Source organism: Pseudomonas sp. PSB18, assembly GCF_014596565.1.
Lineage (GTDB): Bacteria > Pseudomonadota > Gammaproteobacteria > Pseudomonadales > Pseudomonadaceae > Aquipseudomonas.
This window is the reverse complement of the sequence record NZ_NOIN01000002.1, coordinates 474,680-497,462: the sequence shown is the minus strand read 5'-3', so window position 1 is coordinate 497,462 and position 22,783 is coordinate 474,680. Positions and strand designations below refer to the sequence as shown.

General features: G+C 64.1%; 17 protein-coding genes. 12 read left to right on the top strand and 5 right to left on the bottom strand.

Features of this window, described 5'->3' with window-relative positions; genetic code table 11:
• Positions 1 to 53 precede the first annotated feature (53 nt).
• The 4 genes from CGA22_RS06375 to tssA all read right to left on the bottom strand — a co-directional run bounded on the left by CGA22_RS06375 (position 54) and on the right by tssA (position 3,826).
• Complete coding sequence (locus CGA22_RS06375) at positions 54 to 542, bottom strand: Hcp family type VI secretion system effector (RefSeq protein ID WP_041022249.1); 489 nt, start codon at positions 540 to 542, stop codon at positions 54 to 56.
• 159 nt (positions 543 to 701) lie between these two features.
• A complete protein-coding gene (gene tssC, locus CGA22_RS06370) occupies positions 702 to 2,198 on the bottom strand; it encodes a type VI secretion system contractile sheath large subunit (protein ID WP_024776801.1) in 1,497 nt (498 codons plus the stop codon).
• Between the two features lie 2 nt (positions 2,199 to 2,200).
• Positions 2,201 to 2,707, bottom strand: a complete 507-nt coding sequence (tssB, locus tag CGA22_RS06365; protein ID WP_003177230.1) for a type VI secretion system contractile sheath small subunit — start codon at positions 2,705 to 2,707, stop codon at positions 2,201 to 2,203.
• An 81-nt stretch (positions 2,708 to 2,788) separates the two neighbouring features.
• On the bottom strand, positions 2,789 to 3,826 hold the full coding sequence (gene tssA / locus CGA22_RS06360; RefSeq protein WP_041022248.1) for a type VI secretion system protein TssA: 1,038 nt from the start codon (positions 3,824 to 3,826) through the stop codon (positions 2,789 to 2,791).
• 418 nt (positions 3,827 to 4,244) lie between these two features.
• Here tssA and tagH point away from each other — a divergent pair, with 418 nt between their 5' ends.
• From tagH to tagQ, 12 genes are all read left to right on the top strand, one after another.
• The gene (gene tagH, locus CGA22_RS06355; RefSeq protein ID WP_041020907.1) at positions 4,245 to 5,783 is read left to right on the top strand and encodes a type VI secretion system-associated FHA domain protein TagH; all 1,539 of its coding nucleotides are present in this window, start codon (positions 4,245 to 4,247) and stop codon (positions 5,781 to 5,783) included.
• Positions 5,784 to 5,849: 66 nt separating this feature from the next.
• The gene (tssJ, locus tag CGA22_RS06350) at positions 5,850 to 6,356 is read left to right on the top strand and encodes a type VI secretion system lipoprotein TssJ (protein ID WP_041020906.1); all 507 of its coding nucleotides are present in this window, start codon (positions 5,850 to 5,852) and stop codon (positions 6,354 to 6,356) included.
• Between the two features lie 15 nt (positions 6,357 to 6,371).
• Complete coding sequence (gene tssK, locus CGA22_RS06345; RefSeq protein ID WP_041020905.1) at positions 6,372 to 7,706, top strand: type VI secretion system baseplate subunit TssK; 1,335 nt, start codon at positions 6,372 to 6,374, stop codon at positions 7,704 to 7,706.
• A 6-nt stretch (positions 7,707 to 7,712) separates the two neighbouring features.
• A complete protein-coding gene (locus tag CGA22_RS06340; protein ID WP_041020904.1) occupies positions 7,713 to 9,017 on the top strand; it encodes a DotU family type VI secretion system protein in 1,305 nt (434 codons plus the stop codon).
• Positions 9,014 to 12,514, top strand: a complete 3,501-nt coding sequence (gene tssM / locus CGA22_RS06335; protein ID WP_041020903.1) for a type VI secretion system membrane subunit TssM — start codon at positions 9,014 to 9,016, stop codon at positions 12,512 to 12,514. Before CGA22_RS06340 ends, tssM begins: the two co-directional genes overlap by 4 nt.
• Positions 12,511 to 13,164: a type VI secretion system-associated protein TagF gene (gene tagF, locus CGA22_RS06330; RefSeq protein WP_041020902.1), complete on the top strand. Its 654-nt coding sequence runs from the start codon at positions 12,511 to 12,513 to the stop codon at positions 13,162 to 13,164. Before tssM ends, tagF begins: the two co-directional genes overlap by 4 nt.
• The gene (locus CGA22_RS06325; protein ID WP_041020901.1) at positions 13,165 to 13,896 is read left to right on the top strand and encodes a PP2C family protein-serine/threonine phosphatase; all 732 of its coding nucleotides are present in this window, start codon (positions 13,165 to 13,167) and stop codon (positions 13,894 to 13,896) included.
• Positions 13,893 to 17,006, top strand: coding sequence for a serine/threonine-protein kinase (locus tag CGA22_RS06320; protein ID WP_188258515.1), 3,114 nt, complete (start codon positions 13,893 to 13,895; stop codon positions 17,004 to 17,006). Before CGA22_RS06325 ends, CGA22_RS06320 begins: the two co-directional genes overlap by 4 nt.
• Positions 17,006 to 17,722 carry an ABC transporter ATP-binding protein gene (locus tag CGA22_RS06315; protein ID WP_041021317.1) on the top strand — a complete coding sequence of 239 codons (717 nt, stop codon included), beginning with the start codon at positions 17,006 to 17,008 and terminating at the stop codon, positions 17,720 to 17,722. The genes CGA22_RS06320 and CGA22_RS06315 overlap by 1 nt, the downstream gene beginning before the upstream one ends.
• Entirely contained in the window at positions 17,722 to 18,918 is a 1,197-nt protein-coding gene (locus CGA22_RS06310) for an ABC transporter permease (RefSeq protein ID WP_041021314.1), read from the top strand. The genes CGA22_RS06315 and CGA22_RS06310 overlap by 1 nt, the downstream gene beginning before the upstream one ends.
• A complete protein-coding gene (locus tag CGA22_RS06305; RefSeq protein ID WP_041021313.1) occupies positions 18,911 to 20,656 on the top strand; it encodes a formylglycine-generating enzyme family protein in 1,746 nt (581 codons plus the stop codon). Before CGA22_RS06310 ends, CGA22_RS06305 begins: the two co-directional genes overlap by 8 nt.
• 84 nt (positions 20,657 to 20,740) lie before the next feature.
• The gene (tagQ, locus tag CGA22_RS06300) at positions 20,741 to 21,676 is read left to right on the top strand and encodes a type VI secretion system-associated lipoprotein TagQ (protein WP_041021312.1); all 936 of its coding nucleotides are present in this window, start codon (positions 20,741 to 20,743) and stop codon (positions 21,674 to 21,676) included.
• A 631-nt stretch (positions 21,677 to 22,307) separates the two neighbouring features.
• Here the strand turns inward: tagQ and CGA22_RS06295 are convergent.
• Positions 22,308 to 22,685 carry a DUF6124 family protein gene (locus CGA22_RS06295; RefSeq protein WP_041021311.1) on the bottom strand — a complete coding sequence of 126 codons (378 nt, stop codon included), beginning with the start codon at positions 22,683 to 22,685 and terminating at the stop codon, positions 22,308 to 22,310.
• Positions 22,686 to 22,783: the final 98 nt, after the last annotated feature.

Genomic DNA, 22,783 nt, shown 5'->3' with positions numbered 1-22,783 from the left:
GATTAGAGCTAGCACCAAATACCCCCGGCGCGTGGCACCGGGGGCGTGTTCGATTACACCTTGACGTTCTGACGCACGTTCCAGCCGAACTTGACCGGACCGCCTTCCTTGGTGCCGTCGGCTTTCTGAGGCTGGTAGTCCACCAGCACCTTGGCGAAGTTCAAGGTGACGTTTTCGGTCAGGCGATCATCGCTGCCCGAGCCGCCGGTGCTCAGGGAGGTGATCAGCACTTCTTCCAGGTTGATGACCATGTACTCGACCTGGCTTTCACCGCCGGCCTTGCGCACGGTCAGCTTGACCTTGTCGATGTGCTTGCCGCTGGCGCAGTGCATCATCAGGTTTGGCGAAGCCTTGTCGACGAACTTGGTCAGCGACAGGTCCTGGATGTTCACCTTGCCGGCACCGCCGCCGCTGCCGGTGTGCATGTTGCCGGACTGGGACATGCCCCAGCTCCAGTTCAGGACGTCGATCTCGTCCTTGTGGGCCTTGTCCATGGACTCGCCCTTGATGTCGCCGATCTTGATGAAAATATCAACAGCCATGTTTTCTCCCTGTGTGGTTTCTACCACGTTGTGTTGTGTTGATCGTTCCCACGCTCTGCGTGGCAACGCATCTTGGGACGCTCTGCGTTCCAGGGACGCGGAGCGTCCCGGGCGGCATTCCCACGCCGAGCGTGGGAACGATCACATCAAGGGGTCGGATTACGCGCCCTTGGCCGAAGGCAGTTTCGAAACCAGGCGCAGCGACACGGTCAGCCCTTCGAGCTGGTAGTGCGGGCGCAGGTAGAACTTGGAGTTGTAGTACCCCGGGTTGCCTTCGACTTCTTCCACGATCACTTCGGCTGCCGCCAATGGGTGCTGGGCCTTGGTGGTTTCGGTGGAGTGCGCCGGGTCGCCGTCGACGTAGTTGAGGATCCAGTCCTGCAACCAGCGCTGCATCTCGTCCTTCTCTTTGAAGGAACCGATCTTGTCGCGCACGATGCACTTCAGGTAATGGGCGAAACGGCAGGTGGCGAACAGGTACGGCAGGCGCGCGGCCAGGTTGGCGTTGGCGGTGGCGTCCGGGTCGTCGTATTCGGCTGGTTTCTGCAACGACTGGGCGCCGATGAACGCGGCGAAGTCGGTGTTTTTCTTGTGCAGCAGCGGCATGAAACCGTTCTTCGCCAGTTCCGCTTCACGGCGGTCAGAAATGGCGATCTCGGTCGGGCACTTCATGTCCACGCCACCGTCATCGGTCGGGAACGTGTGGGCCGGCAGGTTTTCCACTTCACCGCCGGACTCCACGCCGCGGATGCGCGAGCACCAGCCGAAGTGTTTGAACGAACGGTTGATGTTCACGGCCATTGCGTAGGCGGCGTTGGCCCAGGTGTATTTCGAGCTGTCGGCGCCGTCGGTGTTTTCTTCGAAGGCGAAGGCTTCCACCGGATCGGTCTTGGCGCCGTATGGCAGGCGCGCCAGGAAACGCGGCATGGTCAGGCCGATGTAGCGCGAGTCTTCCGATTCACGCAGGGAGCGCCAGCCGGCGTATTCCGGCGTGGTGAAGATCTTGGTCAGGTCGCGCGGGTTCGACAGTTCCTGCCAGGAGCCCATGCCCATCACGGTCGGCGAGGCGGCGGAAATGAACGGTGCGTGCATCGCTGCGCAGACTTTCGACAGTTCGCCCAACAGCTCCACGTCCGGTGGCGACTGGTCGAAGTAGTAGTCGCCTACCAGGCAGCCGTAAGGCTCGCCGCCGAACTGGCCGTATTCTTCTTCGTACATCTTCTTGAAGAGCGGGCTCTGGTCCCACGCGGTGCCCTTGAATTTCTTCAGGGTCTTGTGCAGGTCGGTCTTGGAGATGTTGAGCACACGGATCTTCAGTTGCTCATCGGTCTCGGTGTTGTTGACCAGGTAGTGCAGGCCACGCCAGGCGCTTTCCAGCTGCTGGAAGTCCGGGTGATGGATCACCTGGTTGACCTGGGCGGTGAGCTTGGCGTCGATGGCGGCGATGATCGATTCGATCGACTTGATGGCGTCGTTGGACACCAAGTCGGTCTGCGCCAGGGCCTGTTCGGCCAGGGTACGCACGGCGGTCTCGACCGCTTCGCGGGCACGCTCGGTCTTGGGCTTGAACTCTTGCAGCAGCAGGGACGCGAATTCGCTGGTTTCTTCAGTCGCGCCCAGGTTCTGTGCGCCTTCGCGGACGGTATTGTCGGTCATGATCATTGATCCTGTGCTGGCTTCGGCGCGCTCGCCAGGGCCTGCAACAGCGCTGGGTCCTTGATCGCCTTCATGATGATTTCTTCGGCGCCGGTCTTGCCGTCCATGTAGGTCAGCAGGTTGGCCAGTTGGGTGCGTGCTTCGAGCAGCTTGTTCAGCGAGTCGACCTTGCGAGCCACGGCTGCCGGGCTGAAGTCGTCCATGCTTTCGAAGGTCAGGTCCAGGCTCAGGTTGCCTTCGCCGGTCAGTTCGTTGGGTACATGGAACGCTACGCGCGGTTGCATGGCCTTGAGGCGCGAGTCGAAATTGTCGACATCGATTTCAAGGAACTTGCGGTCGGCCACGGGTGCCAGAGGCTCGGCGGGCTTGCCGGCGAGGTCAGCCATTACCCCCATGACGAAGGGCAACTGGACCTTTTTCTCGGCGCCGTAGAGCTCGACGTCGTACTCGATCTGCACTCGAGGCGCGCGGTTGCGCGCGATGAATTTCTGAGAACTTTGCTTCGCCACGTTGCTGCTCCTGGTCGCTTGAGCGACGGTGTTGGCGTCATCCGGTGGGGCCGGTGACGTGACTGCGTGATCCGCTCGCTGTTATTCGCTGTCCGGGCCGCGCAGGTTTTCAAATTGGCTCATGCCGTCGGGAATCAGGTTGCGCACGATGGCCGCGAAGTCGGCGTGCACCAGATTCTTCGCCCGATTCAACAGCACCGGCAGGGGGCTGGAGGGCTCGTGACGGGTGTAGTAAGCGAGAATCCGGTCCAGGCTGCGCAGTACGTCGTCGCGGTTGTTGATTTCACCGCTGACCGTGCTCGTGCCGGTGTTGCGCGGTGTGCTCGGCGCGCTGGTGTATTCGCTCGGTGCGGCGCTGTCGTCGGCAACGGAGTCGGAGAGGGTGCTGTCACCGCTCTGCGGCGCGAACTGACCAAGAATCTGCAAGGCCATCTTCAGTGGCTGCTTCAGCGGACCGAGGTCCACACCCTGGGCGGAACCGACCTGATCGCTGACTTGCTGTTCGATGGCTTCGGCGGCGGCGCGGGCTTCCAACAGCGCCGTACGGGTGATTTCCAGCTGTTCGGGATCGCTGTCGAGCAATGCGCCGGCGAGTTGTTCGGCACCGAGGTTTTCGTCGGCGAAACTTTGCAGGCCGCTGGCGTTGGCGGCGGCGCGCAGGCTGACGGCGCCGAAGGTACGCGAACGGGCCAGGATGCTTTCGCGCAGCAGGCGGATGGTGACATCGGACGTCAGGCCGGCGAGGGCGTTGATGCGCACGGTGGGATCGTTGTCGTCATCGGCGTCCAGGCGCGGGTGCAGATCGGCCCAATACTGCTTGAGCAATTCGCTGATCAGCGTCAATACGCGGGCCAGGCCTGGAAGACCCTCGAGGGCCAGGGAACTCTGCAACAGGAAATGGGTGATGCGCAGGTCTTTGCTGCGTTGCAGCAAGTCCAGGCTCTGTTGCTGGATGCTGCGCCACTCGGGGGGCTCGGCGGGCAATATCGAGTCGCCCATGCTGCGCTCGGGTTGGCCTCGGGAATCACGCTCCAGGCGCAGGAAATCCGCGTCATATTCCAGGTCTTCGCCACAAGGCGAGTTCGCGGAAACGGCGGCGAGCAACAAAGGCACATCCACTTGGATCGATCTCCCTATCGCCCGAGGAACAATGAAGTCGGGCAGTTCACACGCAAGTTCCGGGTGGAACTTCCCGTGTCCCTTGACGGTAATGGCCTGTTAGATGCTATATGATCTTAAAGTGCCATCATTGATATTCAAGAAGTTGTGCATTTTTGGTGTAGTACTTATCGCTTGTCAAGGTAAGCTATTTCCACTCTGTTACAGTTGTGAGGCGCTTAACAACCCGCGCGACTGGCAGGTCGAGGAAGGTACTGAGAGCGGTTTTTTGTCATGCAGGCCGGTTAATATCAGCCTTCATGCTGGCAAAAAGCCGTTTCGCGGTTGTTTGCAAGGTTTTCCGGTGAGCCAGCAGGGCGAATTTTCCCCTCGACTCACCCGCGCGCAGGCGTGTGAAAGTATTTGGCAAGGAGGCGAGATGCCGCTGTGTTTGACTATCACTAGTTATCACAAGATTACCCCCGGTCAGTGTTCTGAAAAGTCCATGGATCAGGGAGTGATGGCAATTGGCCGTAATTCCGATAATGACTGGGTATTGCCGGATCCTGAACGCTTGGTGTCCGGTAAACATTGCGTTATTCAATACAAAGACGGTCGATATTATTTAACCGATAACAGCACCAATGGCGTGGAGCTGGTCAAGGCCGGTGTTCGCCTGCGCAAAGGCAACAGTGAACCCCTGCAGGATGGCGAAATCATCCGCATCGGTGATTATGAAATCCAGGCACGCGTCGACTTCAACCTGCCGGTCACCGACAGCAACCCCTTTGCCGAGTCCCCCAGCAGTTTCGAAGCCTTGATGGGTCGCCAGGCGACCGCGCCAGTGAATACCCCCGCGCCGATCCCCATGGTTCCGCCGGCGCAGTTCCAGGGCGTGTCAGCCATGGACACGATGCCGGACCTGTTCGATTTCCTCGCGCCGCCCAGCGTGCCGCCGGCCACCCAGCCCGATCATGTGCCGGCCCAGCAGCATGATTTTCGTCCGCCAACGCCGATTCCTCGTCCCAGCCCGCCGCCCGTGGTCGAGCCTGTGACAATGGGTTCTGCCTCGGTGATCCCGGAAGACTGGGACCTGTTCAGCGACAAGCCGGCACCCGTGCCCGTCGCCCCGGTGGCTGTTGCCCCGCCGCCGGTTGCACAAGTGCCGATGGTCGAGCCGGTCGCGATAGCCGTGCCCCAGAGGCCTGAGCCAGCGATCCCGATGCCGGACATCTTTGCGCCTGAAACGAGTGTCGCCGAATTCAACCTGGCGGATATCCGCATACCGACCGAACCTGCACCGCTGCCCGAACCGCCGGTGGTCCGTGTCGAGCCGCCGGTCGCGCCAGTGGCGCCGATTACGCCGGCCGTTCCGGTCGACGCCGCCCAACCCGATCTGCTGCAAGCATTCCTGCGCGGCGCCGGTCTGGAGCAGTTACGCCTGGACAAGGCCCAGGCCGAGGCGCAGATGGAAAACATCGGGCGCAGCTATCGGTTGATGGTCGAAGGCCTGATCGACGTCTTGCGCGCCCGCAGCAGTCTCAAGGGCGAGTTCCGCATCCAGCAGACGATGATCCAGCCGGTGGAAAACAACCCGTTGAAATTCGCCCCCAACGTCGACGAAGCCCTGTTGTTGCTGCTGCGTCATGGCAACCAGGCGTTCATGGCGCCGGATGCGGCGGTGCGGGACAGCTTCGATGATCTGCGGGCGCACCAACTGGCGGTCATGGCCGGCGTGGAAGCGGCGATCAAACATTTGCTGGCGCGCTTCGAGCCGGCGCAACTGGAAGAACGCATGGGCAAGCCTGGTGGGCTGACGGGGATTTTCAGCGGTTCGCGGCAGGCCCAGTACTGGCAGCAATTTACCGAGCTCTACAGCAATATTTCCCGGGAAGCCCAGGAGGATTTCCAGGACCTGTTCGGTCGTGAATTCAGTCGTGCCTACGAAGAACACAGTACCCGACAGCGACGCCGTTGAGTGTCGCTGTCCATAACCCTCCATAAGTCAAACAACGGATAGCTCAAACGTCATTGAGGACGCAGGATGATTCCCAGGTTTTTACTCGCAGTTGCCACCGCGCTTCTGTTGACGGCGTGCGCCAAGGATGCAGCCAAACCCCAGCCCGAGGAGGCTGAGGCCGATACCGCCGCCGTCGAGCTGCACTTCCATGCCATCAACGGTCTCAACCCCGGTGCCACCGGCCAGCCGGCCCCGGTGCGGGTGCGGATTTTCGAATTGAAAAATGCGGCGACCTTCGGCCGCTCCGATTATTTCGCCCTGGCCGAACGGGCCCAGGCGACGCTGGGCGCCGATCTGATCGATCAGGACGAAGTGCTGATCCAGCCCGGTCAGCAACTGAGCCTGCAACGCGACCTCGACCCGTCGACCCGCCACATCGGCATCTTGGTGGGCTACCGCGAACTGGATCAGTCGCTGTGGCGCACGGTGTTGAATGTGCCGCCGCGCACCTACACCGAATACCAGATCAGCCTCGATGTGCGCGCCGTGCGCAGCGACGTCGTCGTTCCCCCATCCAGCCCTGCCCAATAAGCAATCGGAGCCCCCATGTCCTGGAACAATCGCGTGGTCTGGTCGGAAGGCATGTTCATCGGAACGCAGCACTTCCAACAGCACGACCGTTACCTGGAAAACCTCATCGACGCACGCAGCCGGCCCTTGTCGGCCGGCGCCTGGGGCTTTTCCGAATTGCTCATCGACCAGGGCCTGCTGGCCCAGGGCAAGCTGGCGATCATTTCGGCGCGGGGCCTGTTGCCGGATGGTACGCCCTTCAACATTCCCCAGGATGACGTGGCACCGACCCCGCTGAACATCGACGACAATCTGCGCGATGGCCTGGTGTACCTGGCCCTGCCGCTCAAGCGCGCCGGTGCCCGTGACACCGTGGATGAAGGTGAAGCCCTGGGTGCCGCGCGTTACGTCAGCCAGGTGTGTGAAGTGCGCGACGACAACGCACCGTTCGAAAACCGTGCGCCGGTGGCCGTGGGCTCCCGGGCCTTGCGCTTGCTGACCGCCCAGGACGGCATTGGCGACTACGCCGCCGTCGGCGTGGTGCGCATCAAGGAGAAACGCGCCGACCGCGCCCTGGTGCTCGACGACACCTACATCCCGCCGCTGCTGGATGTGGTCGCCTCCAAGCCGCTGGCGGCGTTTCGCAGCGAACTGCTGGGCCTGCTCCATCAACGTGGTGAAGCCCTCGCCGGACGGGTGGTGGCGTCCGGCGCCGGTGGCGCTTCGGAGATTGCCGACTTCATGCTGCTGCAGCTGGTCAACCGCGCTCAACCGCTGGTCCAGCACCTGAGCCAGTTGAGCCCGCTGCACCCCGAGCGGTTCTACAGCGAGCTGGTGGCATTGGCCGGAGAGTTCTCCACCTTCACCGCGTCCGGACGACGACCGCAGGAATACCCGGCCTACCAGCATGATGACCTGGTGCTGAGCTTCACACCGGTGATGCAGGCGTTGCGCGAGGCTTTGTCGATGTTGATCGACAGCAAGGCCACACCGATTCCGATCGTGGAAAAAGCCTATGGCATCCACGTGGCGATGCTGGCCGACAAGACCCTGCTCGACAGCGCCAGTTTCATCCTGGTGGTGCGTGCCGACGTTCCTGCCGAAACCCTGCGCAGCCGCTTCGGCCAGCAAAGCAAGGTCGGGTCGGTGGAGCACATCCGTGACCTGGTCAACCTGCAATTGCCGGGCATCGGCCTGCTGCCGTTGCCGGTGGCGCCGCGTCAGCTTCCGTACCACGCCGGTTCCACCTATTACGAACTCGACCGGGGCAGCGACCACTGGCAGCAGCTGAGCAACTCCGGCGGCTTTGCGTTCCACATCGCCGGCCAGTTCCCAGGGCTGAACCTGGCGTTCTGGGCGATCCGAGGATAATTCGCGATGAGCAACGACGATCGTACCCAGTTCATGCCAACGCCCGGTGGCCGTGGCGCGGATCCGTTCCGCCCGGATGCCGGTCGCCCTCAGCCCGCACCCGCGCCGCTGTCGATGCCGGCCGCGCCGGTCCTGACCGGCAAGGCCCAGGGCCTCAATCCGCTGGAAAGCGCCGCCGGCCCGCTGCTGGCCCTGCTGACGCGCCTGCGCAATACCATCGCGCATCCGGCACCGGCCAGCCTGCGTGCGCAGTTGCTGGCCTATCTGCGCCAGTTCGAGGAGCGCGCCGAGGCTGCCGGTGTGGTGCGCAACGACGTGCTGCTGGCTCGCTATGCCTTGTGCACCGCGTTGGATGAAGCGGTGTTGAGCACCCCCTGGGGCGGCACCAGTGACTGGGGCAAGCAGAGCCTGCTGATCACTGTGCACAACGAAGCCTGGGGCGGCGAGAAAGTCTTCCAGTTGCTGGAGCATTGCCTGCAAAGTCCGCGGGAACGCTTGTACCTGCTGGAGCTGTTGTACCTGTGCATGTGCCTCGGTTTCGAGGGGCGCTACCGGGTGATGAACGACGGTCGCAGCCAACTCGAAGCGTTGCGCGAACGCACCAGTGCGGTGATCCGCAGTGCCCGTGGCGACTACGAGCGCGAGTTGTCGCCACACTGGCGCGGCGTCACCGTGGCCCGCGACCGCCTGGCGCAATTCATGCCGCCGTGGATCGCCGTGGCCATCGGCGCGGCCTTGCTCCTGGCGCTGTTGTTCGGCCTGCGCATGAAACTCGCCTCCGATGCCGAACCGGTGTTCAAGAACATTCATTTCCTCGGCGAAATTCCGGTGCAGACCATCGACCGTCCTGTGGTGCAGCCGAAGGTAGTCGAGCGACCACGGCTGGCCGGTTTCCTGGCTGATGAAATCAGGGCCGGCCGGATCGCGGTGGAGGACGCCGTCGACCGTTCGGTGGTGACCATCCGTGGCGACGAACTGTTCGCCTCGGGCAGCGCCAGCATCAAGGACGATTTCGAACCGTTGATGCTGCGCATCGCCGATGCGGTGCGCAAGGTCAAGGGCCAGGTCCTGGTGACCGGCCACAGCGACAATCGTCCGATTGCCACGTTGCGCTTCCCGTCCAACTGGGCGTTGTCCGAAGCGCGGGCGCAGTCGGTGCTGCAGATCCTGTCGGCCAAGACCGGCCAGCCCGAGCGCTTCAGCGCCGAAGGCCGCAGCGACACTGAACCACTGGCGTCCAACGCCACCACGGAAGGGCGTGCACGCAACCGTCGGGTTGAAATCACCGTATTGGCGGAGGGAGTCGAGTGAAGGCGTTTTTCAGTTTCATGATCCGCTGGGTCATCCCATTGCTGGGGCTGATTGCCCTGAGCCTGATCATCTGGTTCGTCGGCCCGCTGCTGGACTGGCTGGTGCCCGAAGGCCGGCGCTGGGCGTTGATCATCCTGGTGTTCGCGGTGTGGATCGCCTACCGCGTGTTCCGCATCATCCAGGCCCGTCGTCAGGCCGCCGAAGTCATGCGCAGCCTGGCCGAGCAGACGCCGCCCGACCCCACCAGCATCGCCACCGCCGAAGAACTCGAAACCCTGCGCCAGCGCATGGACGAAGCCCTGGCACTCTTGAAGAAGGCCAAGCTGGGCGGTGACGAGCGCCGTAACCTCTACGAGCTGCCGTGGTACGTGATCATCGGTCCGCCCGGTTCGGGCAAGACCACCGCGTTGGTCAACTCCGGACTGCATTTCCCGTTGGCCGCCCAGTTGGGCGCCGGCGCGGTGCGTGGCGTCGGTGGTACGCGCAATTGCGATTGGTGGTTCACCGATCAGGCCGTCCTGCTCGACACTGCCGGACGCTATACCACCCAGGACAGCGACGCGGCCATCGACAAGGCCGCCTGGCTGGGCTTCCTCGGCCTGCTGAAAAAGCAGCGGGCCCGGCGTCCGATTGACGGTGCGTTCATCGCCATCAGCCTGTCCGACCTGCTGCTGGGCAGCGACGCCGAGCGCGCCGCCCATGCCGCGGCGATCCGCCTGCGCATCCAGGAGTTGTACACCCAACTGGGCGTGCGCTTCCCGGTCTACCTGATGCTGACCAAGCTCGATCTGGTGCCCGGGTTCATGGAGTATTTCGACACCCTGAGCAAGGAAGAGCGCGCCCAGGTCTGGGGCATGACCTTCGCCCTCGACGACGGCAAGAGCAACGACAGCCCGCTGGCGCACCTGCAAAGTGAGTTCACCGGCCTGGAGCAACGCCTCAACGACCGTCTGGTGGAACGCCTGCAACAGGAACGCGACCCGGCGCGGCGAGATCTGATCTACGGTTTCCCGCAGCAGTTCGGGGCGTTGAAGGATTGTCTGCAAAGCTTCCTCGAAGGCGTGTTCAAGCCCAACGCCTTCGAAGAGCGCGTACTGCTGCGCGGTGTGTATTTCACCAGCGGCACCCAGGAAGGTAGCCCGATCGACCGACTGATCGGCTCCATGGCCCAGAGCATGAACCTGGACCGCCAGCACCTGGCGCGCCAGACCGGCACCGGGCGCAGCTACTTCATCGAAAAACTCTTCACCGCCGTGGCCTTCGCCGAGCGTGGTCTGGTGGGCGTCGACCCGAAAGTCGAGCGTCGGCGCAAATGGATCGCCCGGGGCGTATTGGCCTCCACCGTGCTGGTGGTGTTGGTGGTCGGCACCTTGTGGTGGGTCAGTTATCGCGCCAACCAGGCCTACATCGCCCAGGTCGACCAGAAGGTCGCGCCCCTGGGCCAGACTGTGCAAAACCTCAGCCCGGCACAGCGTGATGTGCTCGCGGTGCTGCCGTTGCTCAACGCCGTGAAACACCTGGCCGGGGATGCGCCGGATTGGGCCGAGGGCCTGGGCCTGTACCAGGGCGACATGCTGGAAGCCGAGTCCGGCAGCGTCTATCGCAAGTTGCTGATCGCGGTGTTCGCGCCGCGCCTGCTGACGCGCATCGAAGAGCAACTGCACAGCGGCGGCAATTCGGATTTCCTCTACGAAGGCTTGAAGGCCTACCTGATGCTCGCCGACAACGAGCATTACGACGCCGACTTCATCAAGGCCTGGATCGCCCTGGATTGGGATCGCAGCCTGCCCCGTGACTTGCCGGCCGAACAACGGCTGGCCCTGAGCGAGCATCTGCAAGCGCTGTTCGAACGGCACCCGCCTACCGCACGGCTGGACCCACGGCTGATCGAAGACCTGCGCCGCCAGTTGCAACAACTGCCCGTGGCCCAGCGTGTCTACGACCGGATCAAGCGGCAGAAACTGCCCGAAGGCATCCCGGACTTCCGCATCAACGAAGCCGCCGGGCGTGATGCCGCGCTGGTGTTCAGCCGCAAGAGCGGCAAGCCGTTGGGCGAGCCGCTGAGCGGGTTCTTCACCGTCAAGGGTTACCGCCAGGGCTTCTTGCTCACCAGCCTGAGCCAGACCGGCACCCTGGCTGAAGAGCAATGGGTGCTGGGTCACGAAGAGGCCGATCAGCAGAACGTTGCCAGCCTGGCCGCCGATGTGCGCCGGTTGTACTTCCAGGACTATCAGCGGCAATGGGATGCCTTGCTCGCCGACATCGATTTCGTGCCGATCACCAGCGTGGCCCAGGCTGCCGATGTGTTGCGGGTGATCTCCGGGCCGACCTCGCCGTTGAAAAAACTGTTGGTGGCGGTGGCGAAGGAAACCGACCTGCAACAGGACGAACGCCTGCTGGCCGCCCAGGGCGCGCCGGTGGAAGGCGGGGTGGACAAGCTCAAGGAACGCCTGGGCAGCTTGCTCGGCCAGGAGCAGGCGACGCAAAGCGCGCCGCAGGCCAGCGATGACCCGATCACGGCGCACTTTGCCGAGCTCAACAGCATCGTCAGCAAGAACGACGGTGAACCGGCCGCCATCGATGGCCTGCTGGCCGACATGAACGCGCTGTATGTTCAGGTCAGTGCCATGGTCGGAGCCAGCGGTGATGCCTTGCTCGGCGAGGCCAAGAACCAGGCCGCGGCGGCCGCCACCCGGGTCAGTCTCAACGCCGAGCGGCAGCCGCCGTTGGTGCAAGGGCTGGTCAAGTCAGTGGTCAATTCCACCACCAACAGCATGATGGGCGGGGTGCGCAATCAACTGAACGCCGCCTGGACCAGCGAAGTGGTGAACATCTACCGCCAATCCCTGGCCGGGCGTTATCCGATGTCGCCAGGCAGTGCGCGGGACGCGACCCTCGATGACTTCGGCCAGTTCTTCGGCGTCGGCGGGGTGATGGACAACTACTTCCGCAAGTACCTGCAACCCTACGTCGACACGTCCACGCCGACCTGGCGCTGGCAGCCGGGCGCGGCGCAGAAGCTCGGCATTGCCCCTGGCGTGCTGCAGACCTTCCAGCGCGCGGCGGCCATTCGCGATGCGTTCTTCCGTTCCGGCGGCACCCAGCCGATGGTGCGCTTCGAACTCAAGCCGGTGGCAATGGATTCGACCATCACCCAGTTCCTGCTCGACCTGGACGGCCAACAGTTGAGCTACGACCACGGCCCGAGTCGCCCGACCGCCATGCAGTGGCCTAACCCGGGCAGCATCGGCGTGGTGCGGATCTCGGTCATGCCGCCGTCCTCCAGCGGTCGCTCCGGCATCACCCTGGACGGGCCGTGGGCCTGGTTCCGGCTGCTGGAGCAATCGGACCTGACCGCCGGCAACTCGCCGGACCGCTTCAACCTGCGGCTGCGGGTCGATAACGCCAGCGCGTCCTACGAGCTGCGGGCCAACAGTGCCTTCAACCCGTTCAAGAGCCGCGTGCTCAGCGGCTTCAGCCTGCCGGAGCGGCTATGAGTACAGCGGGTTTCTATGGAAAGTTGGCCAGTCGCGGGGATTTTGTCAGCCGTGGCTTGCCCCAGAGCTTTATCGGTCCGTGGGACTCGTGGTTGGCGGCGGGATTGCTCGCCAGCCAGACCAGCCTCGGCGAGCGTTGGCTGGATGCCTATCTGGTTAGCCCGCTGTGGCGCTTCATGGTCGCCCCCGGCGTGTGTGGGCCGGACGCTGCGGTTGGGGTGGTGATGCCGAGCATCGACCGGGTCGGGCGCTATTTTCCGTTGACCGTTGCGGTGTTGCTGGAGCCCGATGCAGACCCCGCGTCGGTGGTCGGCGGTGCGGACGAGTGGTTTGAGCGGGTGGAGAACCTGCTGCTGAGCACATTGAGCGTAGAGGCCACGTTCGAGGCCTTCGGCGCGGAACTGGAAAACCTTGGCAGCCCGATGTTTCTGCCACGGCTGCCCAGCAGCCGGTTTGCCAGTCTGCATCGCTTCGATGCCACCGACCCGCAGCGACGCATGAGCGCCCTGGCCGAGTCGGCCTGCGAGGGGGCGAGCCTGTGGTGGGGCCAGGGTTCGGAGCGTATCGCGCCCGGTTTGATGCGCTGCCAGGGCCTGCCGGCCGCTGCTGATTTTGCGCAATTTTTGCTCGGCCAAGAAGGTGTTGTGTAGATGCGTCCAAGTGCTGGGAAAGCCTGCAAATCTGCAAGCAAAAGCCATGTCGGCATGGTCCGCCAGGTCAACGAAGACGCGTGCCTGGACCTGCCGGAAAACGGCCTGTGGGTGGTCGCCGACGGCATGGGCGGGCACGCGGCGGGCGACTACGTCAGCAGCCTGATCGTCGACAGCCTGCGCAACATTGCCGTGGGCCGTTCGTTGGACGAATACGTCGCGGCGCTGCAAAGCGACCTGCAGCGGGTCAACGCTGCCGTGCGTGAAGAAACCGCCAACCGTGGCGTGACCATGATGGGCAGCACCGTAGTGGTACTCGCCGCCCGTGACCTGCGCGGCATGTGCCTGTGGGCCGGCGACAGCCGCTTGTACCGCCTGCGCGACGGCGTGCTGGAAGGCATCTCCCGGGATCACAGCTACGTCCAGGACCTGCAGGACAGCGGCCTGCTCAGCGAAGCCGAAGCCCGGGTGCATCCTCGGGCCAACATCGTCACCCGCGCCATCGGCGTCGAGGCGCAGTTGAACGTGGCGATGACCGAGCTGCTGTTGGTGCCGGGCGACAGCTACCTGCTGTGCAGTGACGGGCTGACCAAGACCGTCGAAGACGAAGAAATCCGCGAAGTGTTGAGCCACGACGAACCCGGCGAAATCGCCAGCAGCCTGGTCTCCCTGGGCCTGATGCGCGGTGCCCCGGACAACATCACCGTGGTGGTTGTGAAGGTGCCGTCATGAACCCCGTTTTGAACATCCAGATCCCCGGCTACGACATCGACGGCGAGATTGGCGAAGGCGCGATGGCCAGCGTTTACCTGGCGACCCAGCGCTCCCTGGAGCGCAAGGTGGCGCTCAAGGTCATGGCGGCCGCACTGGCCGCCGACCCGACGTTCTGCGAGCGCTTCCTGCGCGAAGGCAAGACCCTGGCGCGCCTGTCGCACCCGCACACCGTCACCATCCATGACATCGGCAATGTCGGTGAGCTGTACTACATGGCGATGGAATACCTGCCCAACGGCACGCTCAAGGAGCGCATCGCCGCCGGCCTGTCGCCGGAGCAGGGCCTGATCTACATTCGCCAGATCGCCTCGGCCCTGGGCTACGCCCATGGGCTGGGCCTGGTGCACCGCGACGTCAAACCGGCGAACATCCTTTTCCGCGCCGACGGCACGGCGGTGCTCTCGGACTTCGGCATCGCCAAGTCCCTGGACGACCGCACACAATTCACCCAGGCCGGTTTCGCGGTGGGCACGCCCAGCTACATGAGCCCGGAACAGGCCCGTGGCCAGGACATCGACGGCCGCGCCGACCTGTATGCCCTGGGAGTTGTGCTCTACGAAATTCTCGTCGGCAAGCTGCCGTATATCGGCAACGATGCACTGTCCACGGCCCTGGCCCACTTGACCGAACCGCTGCCGGAACTGCCGGTGCACCACGGCCGTTACCAGGACGTGCTGCGCAAGCTGTTGGCGAAGGACCCGGCGGAACGCTTCCCGGATGCGGCAGCGCTGTTGCGGGCCCTGGATAACCTGCCCGCGGACTCGGCCGAGGCGACCCTGATCCGACCATTGCCGCTGCCCGTGCCGCCGCCATCGAGCCGTGATGACCTGGCGGGATTGACGCCGATGTCCATCGACATCCCGAGCGGCCCCGTGCAGCCCCAATCGCAACCGAAGCCACAACCGACGCCAGTCCCGCCACCGGTGAGCCCACCCCAGCGACCTGCCGCCCCGCAGCCGCGCAAGACCCCGGTGTTCGCCCTTGCCGCCGTCGCGGTGGCGGTGGCGTTGGCCTTGGGTGGAACGGGGTATTGGTGGTTGTCCGGTGACAGCGGCAAGACCACCAAGCAGTCCGTTACATCCACTGCCTCGTCCAGCAAACCGCCGGTGAAAGCGCCTGAAACGCCTCCGGTAAAGAACCCTGAGACGCCACCGGCCAAGCCGCCCGTGGCACCGCCGGTCAATCCTCCCGTGGCGACGGAAGCCGATGGCGGTCAGCGTCCGCTGTTGATGGCCGGCAAGAAAACCCTGTTCCAGCGAGTGCTCAGCAAACCGGGGGCGAAACTTGCCGCCGAACCGGGCGCCGCGCCGGGCAAGGAGCTGCCGGCGTTCTCGGTGCTGTACGTGTACCAGCGCAAAGACGTCAATGGCGGCGCGTGGGTGCGGGTCGGCGCCGCCACGGATGGGCGCAGCGACGGCTGGTTGCCGGCTGCCCAGGTCAGCGATTGGAAACAGAGCCTGGTGCTCAAGTTCACCGAACGCTCCGGCCGCGCGCCGGTGATGTTCCTGCGTCAGCCCGGCGAAGTGGAAAAACTGCTGGCCAACCCGTCGAATGCCAAGAACGTACTGCTCAAGGCGCAGCAGAACCGCGAGGATAACCAGCAGGTGCTGGCCCTGGAGCCGGCCGCCAGCGCCGTGCCGCAAAACCAGTTCTACCTGTTGCCAATCTTCGATTCCCGCGAGAGCTTCGATGAGAATGGCCAGCCGGTGCAGTTGCTCAACGTGGCGTCCATCGATCCCGGCAACACGCCCCGGGCAGCGGCCAACAACACGCCGATCCTGACCGCCAACGCCGATGCGTTCCGCACCGCCGTGGTGCTGGTGGTGGACACCACGGTGTCCATGCAGCCTTACATCGATCAGGTGCGCGACGTGGTCCATGAGCTGCAGACCCGCATCGCTGAGCGTGGAGAGCTGGACAGTGTCAGCTTCGGCCTGGTGGGGTTCCGCAACAGCACCAAGAAAACCCCGGGCCTGGAATACGTCGCCAAGACCCTGATCACCCTGGAGCAGGGCCGCGACCCGCAACGCTTCCTGGACCTTGCGCGGCAGGTCAAGGCGTCTACGGTGTCGAGCCATTCGTTCAACGAGGATGCGTTTGCCGGGGTCATGGAAGCGGTCGAGGGCATGGACTGGTCCGGTTATGGCGGGCGCCTGATCCTGCTGATTACCGATGCCGGTGCCTTGCGCAAGAACGATCCGTTTGCCACCACGCAGATGAACGAGGCCGAGGTGCGTCAGGCGGCGCTGGGCAAGCAGATCAAGATCTACGCCCTGCACCTGCTCAGCGACGCCGGCAAGAAAACCCACGCCGGTGCCCAGAGCCAGTACCGCACCCTGACCGCCGACGCCAACCCGCAGATCGGTGACCTGTACATTCCCGTCGCCGGCGCGGATGTGCACAAGCTGGGCGAGCGGGTGGACGAGATCGGCTCGGTATTCGCCGACCTAGTGCACCAGGTGCGCAGCAACAAGGCGCAGGCGGTTCCGCAATTGGGCGCCGCGCCGAGCCTGGCCGACAAATCGGCGGCGGTCGGTTATGCCATGCACATGGATTTCCTCGGGCGCAAGGCCGCCAGCCAGGCACCGCAACTGGTCAGCGCCTGGACCGCCGACCGCGACCTGACCAACCCGGCGCTGCCGGCGTTCCAGGTCTGCGTGATGCTGACCAAGCTGCAGCTCAACGACCTGCAACAATCGCTGAAACTGATCGTCGACGCGGCCCGCAAGACCCAGAGCTCGCCCAAGGATTTCTTCCAGGAAATCGCCAGTGCCAGTGCCTACATGAGCCGCGACCCCTCGGCCTTGCGCAAGGGCGGCAACCTTGCCGACGGCGGCATCCTCGGCGAGTACCTGGAAGGGCTTCCTTACCGCAGCAAGTCGCTGAGCATGACCCAGGACCTGTGGTTGTCCTTGAGCGTGGCCGAGCAGGAAGATTTCATCGACGAGCTGGATTCGAAAATCCGCCTCTACGAAACCTTCCACAACGACCTCGCCAACTGGGTGCGCTTCGGCGATGCCGAGCCGGGCGACGCCCTGTACCGCGTTCCATTGTCGACCTTGCCATGATGCTGAGCCTGAGTGCGGTGCATAAAAGCCGGGGCGCCGGCAGCCAGCGCTACAGCCTGGTGATCCCACGGCTGCAGCTGCGTGCCGGTGAGCAATTGGCGCTGGTCGGCCCCAGCGGTTGCGGCAAGAGCACCTTGCTGGACATGCTGGCGTTGGTGCTGGCTCCGGATCAGGCCGGGCAGTTCGAGTTTGCCCCTGCCAATACAACGCTGGACATCGCCCGCCTGTGGCGCGGCGCCGAGCAAAGTGAGCTGGCGCAGCTGCGCAGCCGGCACCTGGGCTATGTGCTGCAAACCGGTGGTTTGCTCGGGTTCCTGACGGTGCGTGGCAACATCGAGTTGTCGCGCAAACTGCTCGGCTTGAAGGACGACGGCAGTGTGGCGCGCCTGGCCGGGCAACTGGATATTGCCGATCAACTGGACAAGAAACCGGCGGACCTGTCCGTCGGCCAGCGCCAGCGGGTCAGTTGTGCCCGGGCCTTGGCCCACGCTCCGCGGCTGCTGCTGGCGGATGAGCCGACGGCGGCCCTCGACCCGTTGAACGCCGAGCGCGTCATGCAATTGCTAGTGACCCAGGCCCGCGATAGCGGCGTGTGCTGCGTGGTTGCCACTCATGATGAAGCCCTGGCCCGCGCCAGCGGCTTGCAGGTGCGGCGCATCAGTTGCCGTCGCGATGTCGACGGCGGTGTCACCGCCACCCTTGGGGAGGCTTGCTGATGCGCAGCGCGCTGGTGGCTTCCCTGGCCTGGCAGGACTATCGCAACGACGCCTGGCTGTCGGCCTGCTCGGTGTTGGCGTTGGTGGCGGTGGTGGCGCCGTTGCTGGTGCTGTTCGGGCTGAAATTCGGCCTGGTCAGCAGCCTGACCGAGCGCCTGCAGAGCGACCCGGCCACCCGGGAAATCATTCCCCTGGGCGGTGGCCGCTTCAGCGCCGAGTTCATCGAACAATTGGGCCAGCGCAGCGATGTGTCGTTCGCCTTGCCGCGCACCCGGCAGATCGCCGCGACGGCGGATCTGAACAACGCGACGGCGGCCGTGACCGTCGAGATGATCCCCACCGCCGCCAACGACCCGTTGCTCGAGCACCTGCCGTTACCCCAAGGGCTGGACGAGGTGGTGCTCAGCCAGACCGCTGCCGAGAAACTTGGCGCCAAGGCTGGCGATTGGTTACAGGCCAGTTTCGGTCGACAAGTGGCCGGTCGCAGTGAGGCGCAACGGACCCGGGTCCGGGTGCTGCACGTGCTGCCGCTGGAAGCCTTCGCCCGCGATGGGTTGTTCGCGCCGCTGGCCCTGCTGGAAGCGGCCGAGGACTACCGCGACGGGCGTGCGGTGCCTGCGTTCGGCTGGCCGGGTGATGCGGCGGGGGTGGCCGGGCAGCGTGTCTATCCGGCGTTTCGCTTGTACGCCCGCAGCCTCGGCGATGTGGAGCCGCTGCGGCAGTATTTCGCGGCGCAGAATCTGTTGGTATCGACCCAGGCCCAGACCATCGCACAAGTGCAATCGTTGAGCCGCAACCTGTCGATCGTGTTCTGGATCATCGCCGGGTTGGCGTTGGCGGGGGCGTTCGCGGCGATTTTTGCCGGGGCGCTGGCAGCGGTCGAGCGCAAGCGGCGGGAGCTGTCGGTGCTGCGCCTGCTGGGGGTGTCCACCGCCGCGCTGTTGCTGTTCGTGGTGTTGCAGGCGCTGTACAGCGCCGGCCTCGCGGCTCTGCTGAGTGTCGGGCTATACGGCTTGGCGCAGTCGGGTCTGAATCATTTATTTGCGCAGATGCCGGGCGAGTACGCCAGCCATCTGCTGCTGCGTCACTACACCCTGGCCCTGGTGGCCGTGCTCGGCGTCAGCGCCGTGGCGGCGGCCTGTGGCGGCTGGCGGGTAGCGCGCATCCAGGCCTCTGAAGGAATCCGTGATGTATAAGTTACTGGGCGCCGCCGTGGCGCTGAGCCTGGCCAGTCTGGCCGCTCTGAGCAACATCGCCAGCGCCGATGAAGGCAGCGACAAGCTGGACAACCCCAAGCCGTTGCCCGATGACGTCAGCCTGCCGCTGCCGTGTGACGGGCAGATGGTGTTCCGCTACGTCTACATCCTCGCCCAGGGCACCCTGGACGACCGCGAGATCAGCCTGGGCTACCCGTTCAGTGAGGGCGAGGCCGGCTACCAGCAGTCGTTCATTTCCGGCTACCGGCGCGACTTCATCAACGGTCAGTTCACCCTCAAGGACCTGCCCAAGGACTGGAACAAGGCCATCGCACCGTCGATGCCCAAGACCGACGCCCAGACGCCGCTCAAGCCGATGCTGTATTTCATCGGCAAATACGAAGTCACGGCGCGGCAGTACGCCCAGGTCATGGCCCAGGCGCAGTCCCTGGCCAGCGGCGAACCCGCGCCGGCCTGCGAAGCCTTGCAAGCCGAGCTTCCTCAGGGCATGGCCGGGCGCTTGCCCAAGGTGAAACTGTCGAAGTTCGAGGCCGAGCGCTTCTCGGCGGTGTACAGCGCCTGGCTGATGAAATACCACAAGGACCTGCTGCCGGTGAGCGGCCGCGGCACCTCCGCCGAAGACGGCGGGCTGGGCTTCGTGCGCCTGCCCACCGAAGTCGAATGGGAATTCGCCGCCCGTGGCGGGCAGGCCGTCAGCCGCCAGGACCTGGAAGGGCGCCTGTTCCCACGGCGCCTGGAAGGCAGTGAAAGCGACGGACCATTAGCCGATTGGGCGGTGTTCAACCAAGTGGCCGGCGGCACGGGCCAGGCGGCGCGACTGATGCCCATCGGCACCAAGCTACCGAATCCCATCGGCCTGTTCGACGTGATCGGCAATGCGGCCGAGATGGTCCAGGAATCCTTCCAACTGGTGCATTCCGGACGACGCCAGGGCGCCTACGGCGGTTTCGTGGTCAAGGGCGGTAACTACCTGGAAGGCGAGGGCACGCTGTTCACCGGCATGCGTCGCGAATACCCCTTGTTCGCTGCCGACGGCACCGAGCAGAGCAACGAAACCACCGGTTTCCGAGTGGCCGTCGGCGCATTGTCGGCGCCGCGTTCGCGCTACAAGGAATTGTTCGCGCAATGGCAGAAAGAAGGGCGCCTCGCGTCCCTGACCGATGCCATCGACGACGCCCAGGATCCGACCAAGCGCCTGGACAGCATCATCGCCGCCAGCGTTGACCCACGCCTGCAAGCCGAACTGGGGCTGGTCAACGAAGAGCTCAAGCGCAACGTCTCGCTCATCGCCCAGCAGCGCGAGGAAGCGGCCGGCAACCTGATCCAGTCGGCGGCCCTGGTGGCCGAGACCGTCAACAACTACAACATCCGCCTGACCAATCTGCAACGCAGTTACCAGACGGCGGTGGACGCCAAGGACGATGCCAGCGCGCAGCTGTTCGCCACGGCCATCGACAACGGCCGCAGCGCGCTGGATGGTGCGGTGGCGATCTATATCGACAACCTGGCGACCGGCACGCGTTACACCGATGCCGTGATCCAGGCGCAGTTTCAACGCATCAAGGAGGAGATGGAGCGCAAGCCGGTGCTGGGTAAGAGCCTGGTGGCGCGCGCGACCTTATTCGTTCGTCATGTCGGGGATTATCGTCAACAAAAACGAGCCGATCCGGCGGCGATATTGAAGGAATTGCTGGCAACGAGCGCCCTGCGGTCTTGAGCGCTCAGTGTTAGCAAGCTTGGAGGGAACCCAGGCGGCGTCGGGCCGTGCTGGGTTGGTCAAAACTTAAAAGAGAACACAACTATGCTTTTCTCCCGTAAACCTTCTGCTTCGGTTTCCAAGCGTCACTTGCTGATGGTCGCTGTCGGCTTCAGCACCGTACTGACCGGTTGCGCGACGTCGCCGACATCCAAGGTCGCGTCGAGCACCAAGGTCGAGTACTACCCTAACTGCTACGAGCCCGTGCAGCACCTGCGCGCCACCGAAGGCAACATGACCCAGTCGGTCGTCACCGGTGCCGCCGTCGGTGCCGTCGGTGGTGCGCTGCTGGGTGCCCTGACCGCCGACAAGGAAGACCGTGGCCGCAACGCCGCCATCGGTGCCGCAGGCGGCGCCCTGGCCGGTGGTGCAGTGGGTTACTACAACGAGCGCCAGAAGCAGATCGCCGATGACAACCAGCGCATCGCCTCCTACGCCGCCGACGTCAACAAGCGTGTCGGCGACATCGACCGCAGCACCGCCTACGCCAAGGCTTCGCAGCAGTGCTACCAGAGCGCGTTCACCAAACTCGTCGCCGACCGCAAGGCCAAGACCGTCAACGACACCGAAGGCCGCAAGCGCCTGGCGGAAATCGTCGCCGGCCTGAAAGAGTCCAACGACCTGATCGTCGCGGTCAACGGCAAAGCCTCCGAAGACCTGAACAACTACACCCAGGCCTACGAGAAAGACCTGCAGCAAGTGGGTGTGCAGCGCACTGACGTGGTCACCGTGGCAACCGCCGAAACTACTCCAGTTGTAGCGCCGACCACCAAGACCAAGAAAGCCGTGAAACCGGCGAAAAAGCCTGTGCTGCCAACCGTGCCGAAAGAAGCGGTCACCACCGAGAAAACCCTGCAGACCGCCAAGGCCAAGCAGGATGAGAGCAAGCAGGTCGCCAGCGCTGGCAACACCCAAGTCAACAGCATGTGCAAAAACCCGGACCTGGGCGACTGGGCACCGGTTCCTTGCCCGAATGTTTGATTGAGTGATTGCTGCTGATCATTTGATCGCTGCATAAACCCTGTGGGAGCGAGCCTGCTCGCGATGGCGGTGGTTCAGTTGGCTTCAATGTCGACTGATCCTTCGTCATCGCGAGCGGGCTCGCTCCCACAGTTGTTTTGTGTTGGCCGCAGTATCTCGTCATCCCCGATTCCCTTGTGGGAGCGAGCCTGCTCGCGATGGCGGCCTGACAGACGGCCTATCTGTATGGACTGTACATATCCATTGCCGCGGTAACGGCTACTTATGGTTTCGGCCTTACGCCGAGTCACTTTTGGCAAACGCCCCAAAAGTGACCAAAAGGTCTTGGCCCCACCACTCGGCACCTCGCCAAGGCGAGGTGTTCCCTCACTCCGGCATTGCTCCGTGGGCCCGCCGCGAAGGGCCATCCATGGCCCAGCGCGGCTAACCCGGCATCCATGCCGGGTTGCCCACTACGCAATGCCTGCGTTCGGCCGTCGTGGTTAATGGGGCCCGAAGATCAAAAGCAAAGCAAAAGCAAAAGCGCGGCGGTCTTATAGCTGACCTGTCTCTTGCGGCTGTACCCGATCCCATTGTGGGAGCGAGCCTGCTCGCGATGGCGGCGGCCCGGCTTGCATCAAGGCTGGCTGACTTACCCCTTGCCTCCCAGCGCCGCCGTCTCCTGCGCTTCCAGACGATCCAGCGCCCGTTCCACCAACAACTGAACCCCATCGGCCATGCGACTGATCGCCAGGGCGATGCAGCGGCGTGAGTCGTCGACGTCATCGGCCAGGTCGGCAGCGATGGTGCTGATCGATTGCAGGTCTTCGGAGGCATTGGCCAGCAGGGTTTCGGTGTCGATGTGGGGGGCGACGATGAAGAGCTGGTGCTTGTCGGCTTCAGGCGGGGAGGGTGGGGGGGTGAGGTAGTAATCGAGGGCGCGGGTGGCGGCGTCTTCGTGTTTTTTGGCTTCGAGGGCTTCGACGCGGGACTTTGCCGGGTTCGGCGGATTCGGAGTTACTTTGAACATAGTGAATATCCTGAGAGGTGGAGCCGACACCCTTCGTTTGCACTCGAAAGGGGTGGCGGCTGTGCGTAGGTGTGCAAGACCGGTCTCAGGAACCCGGC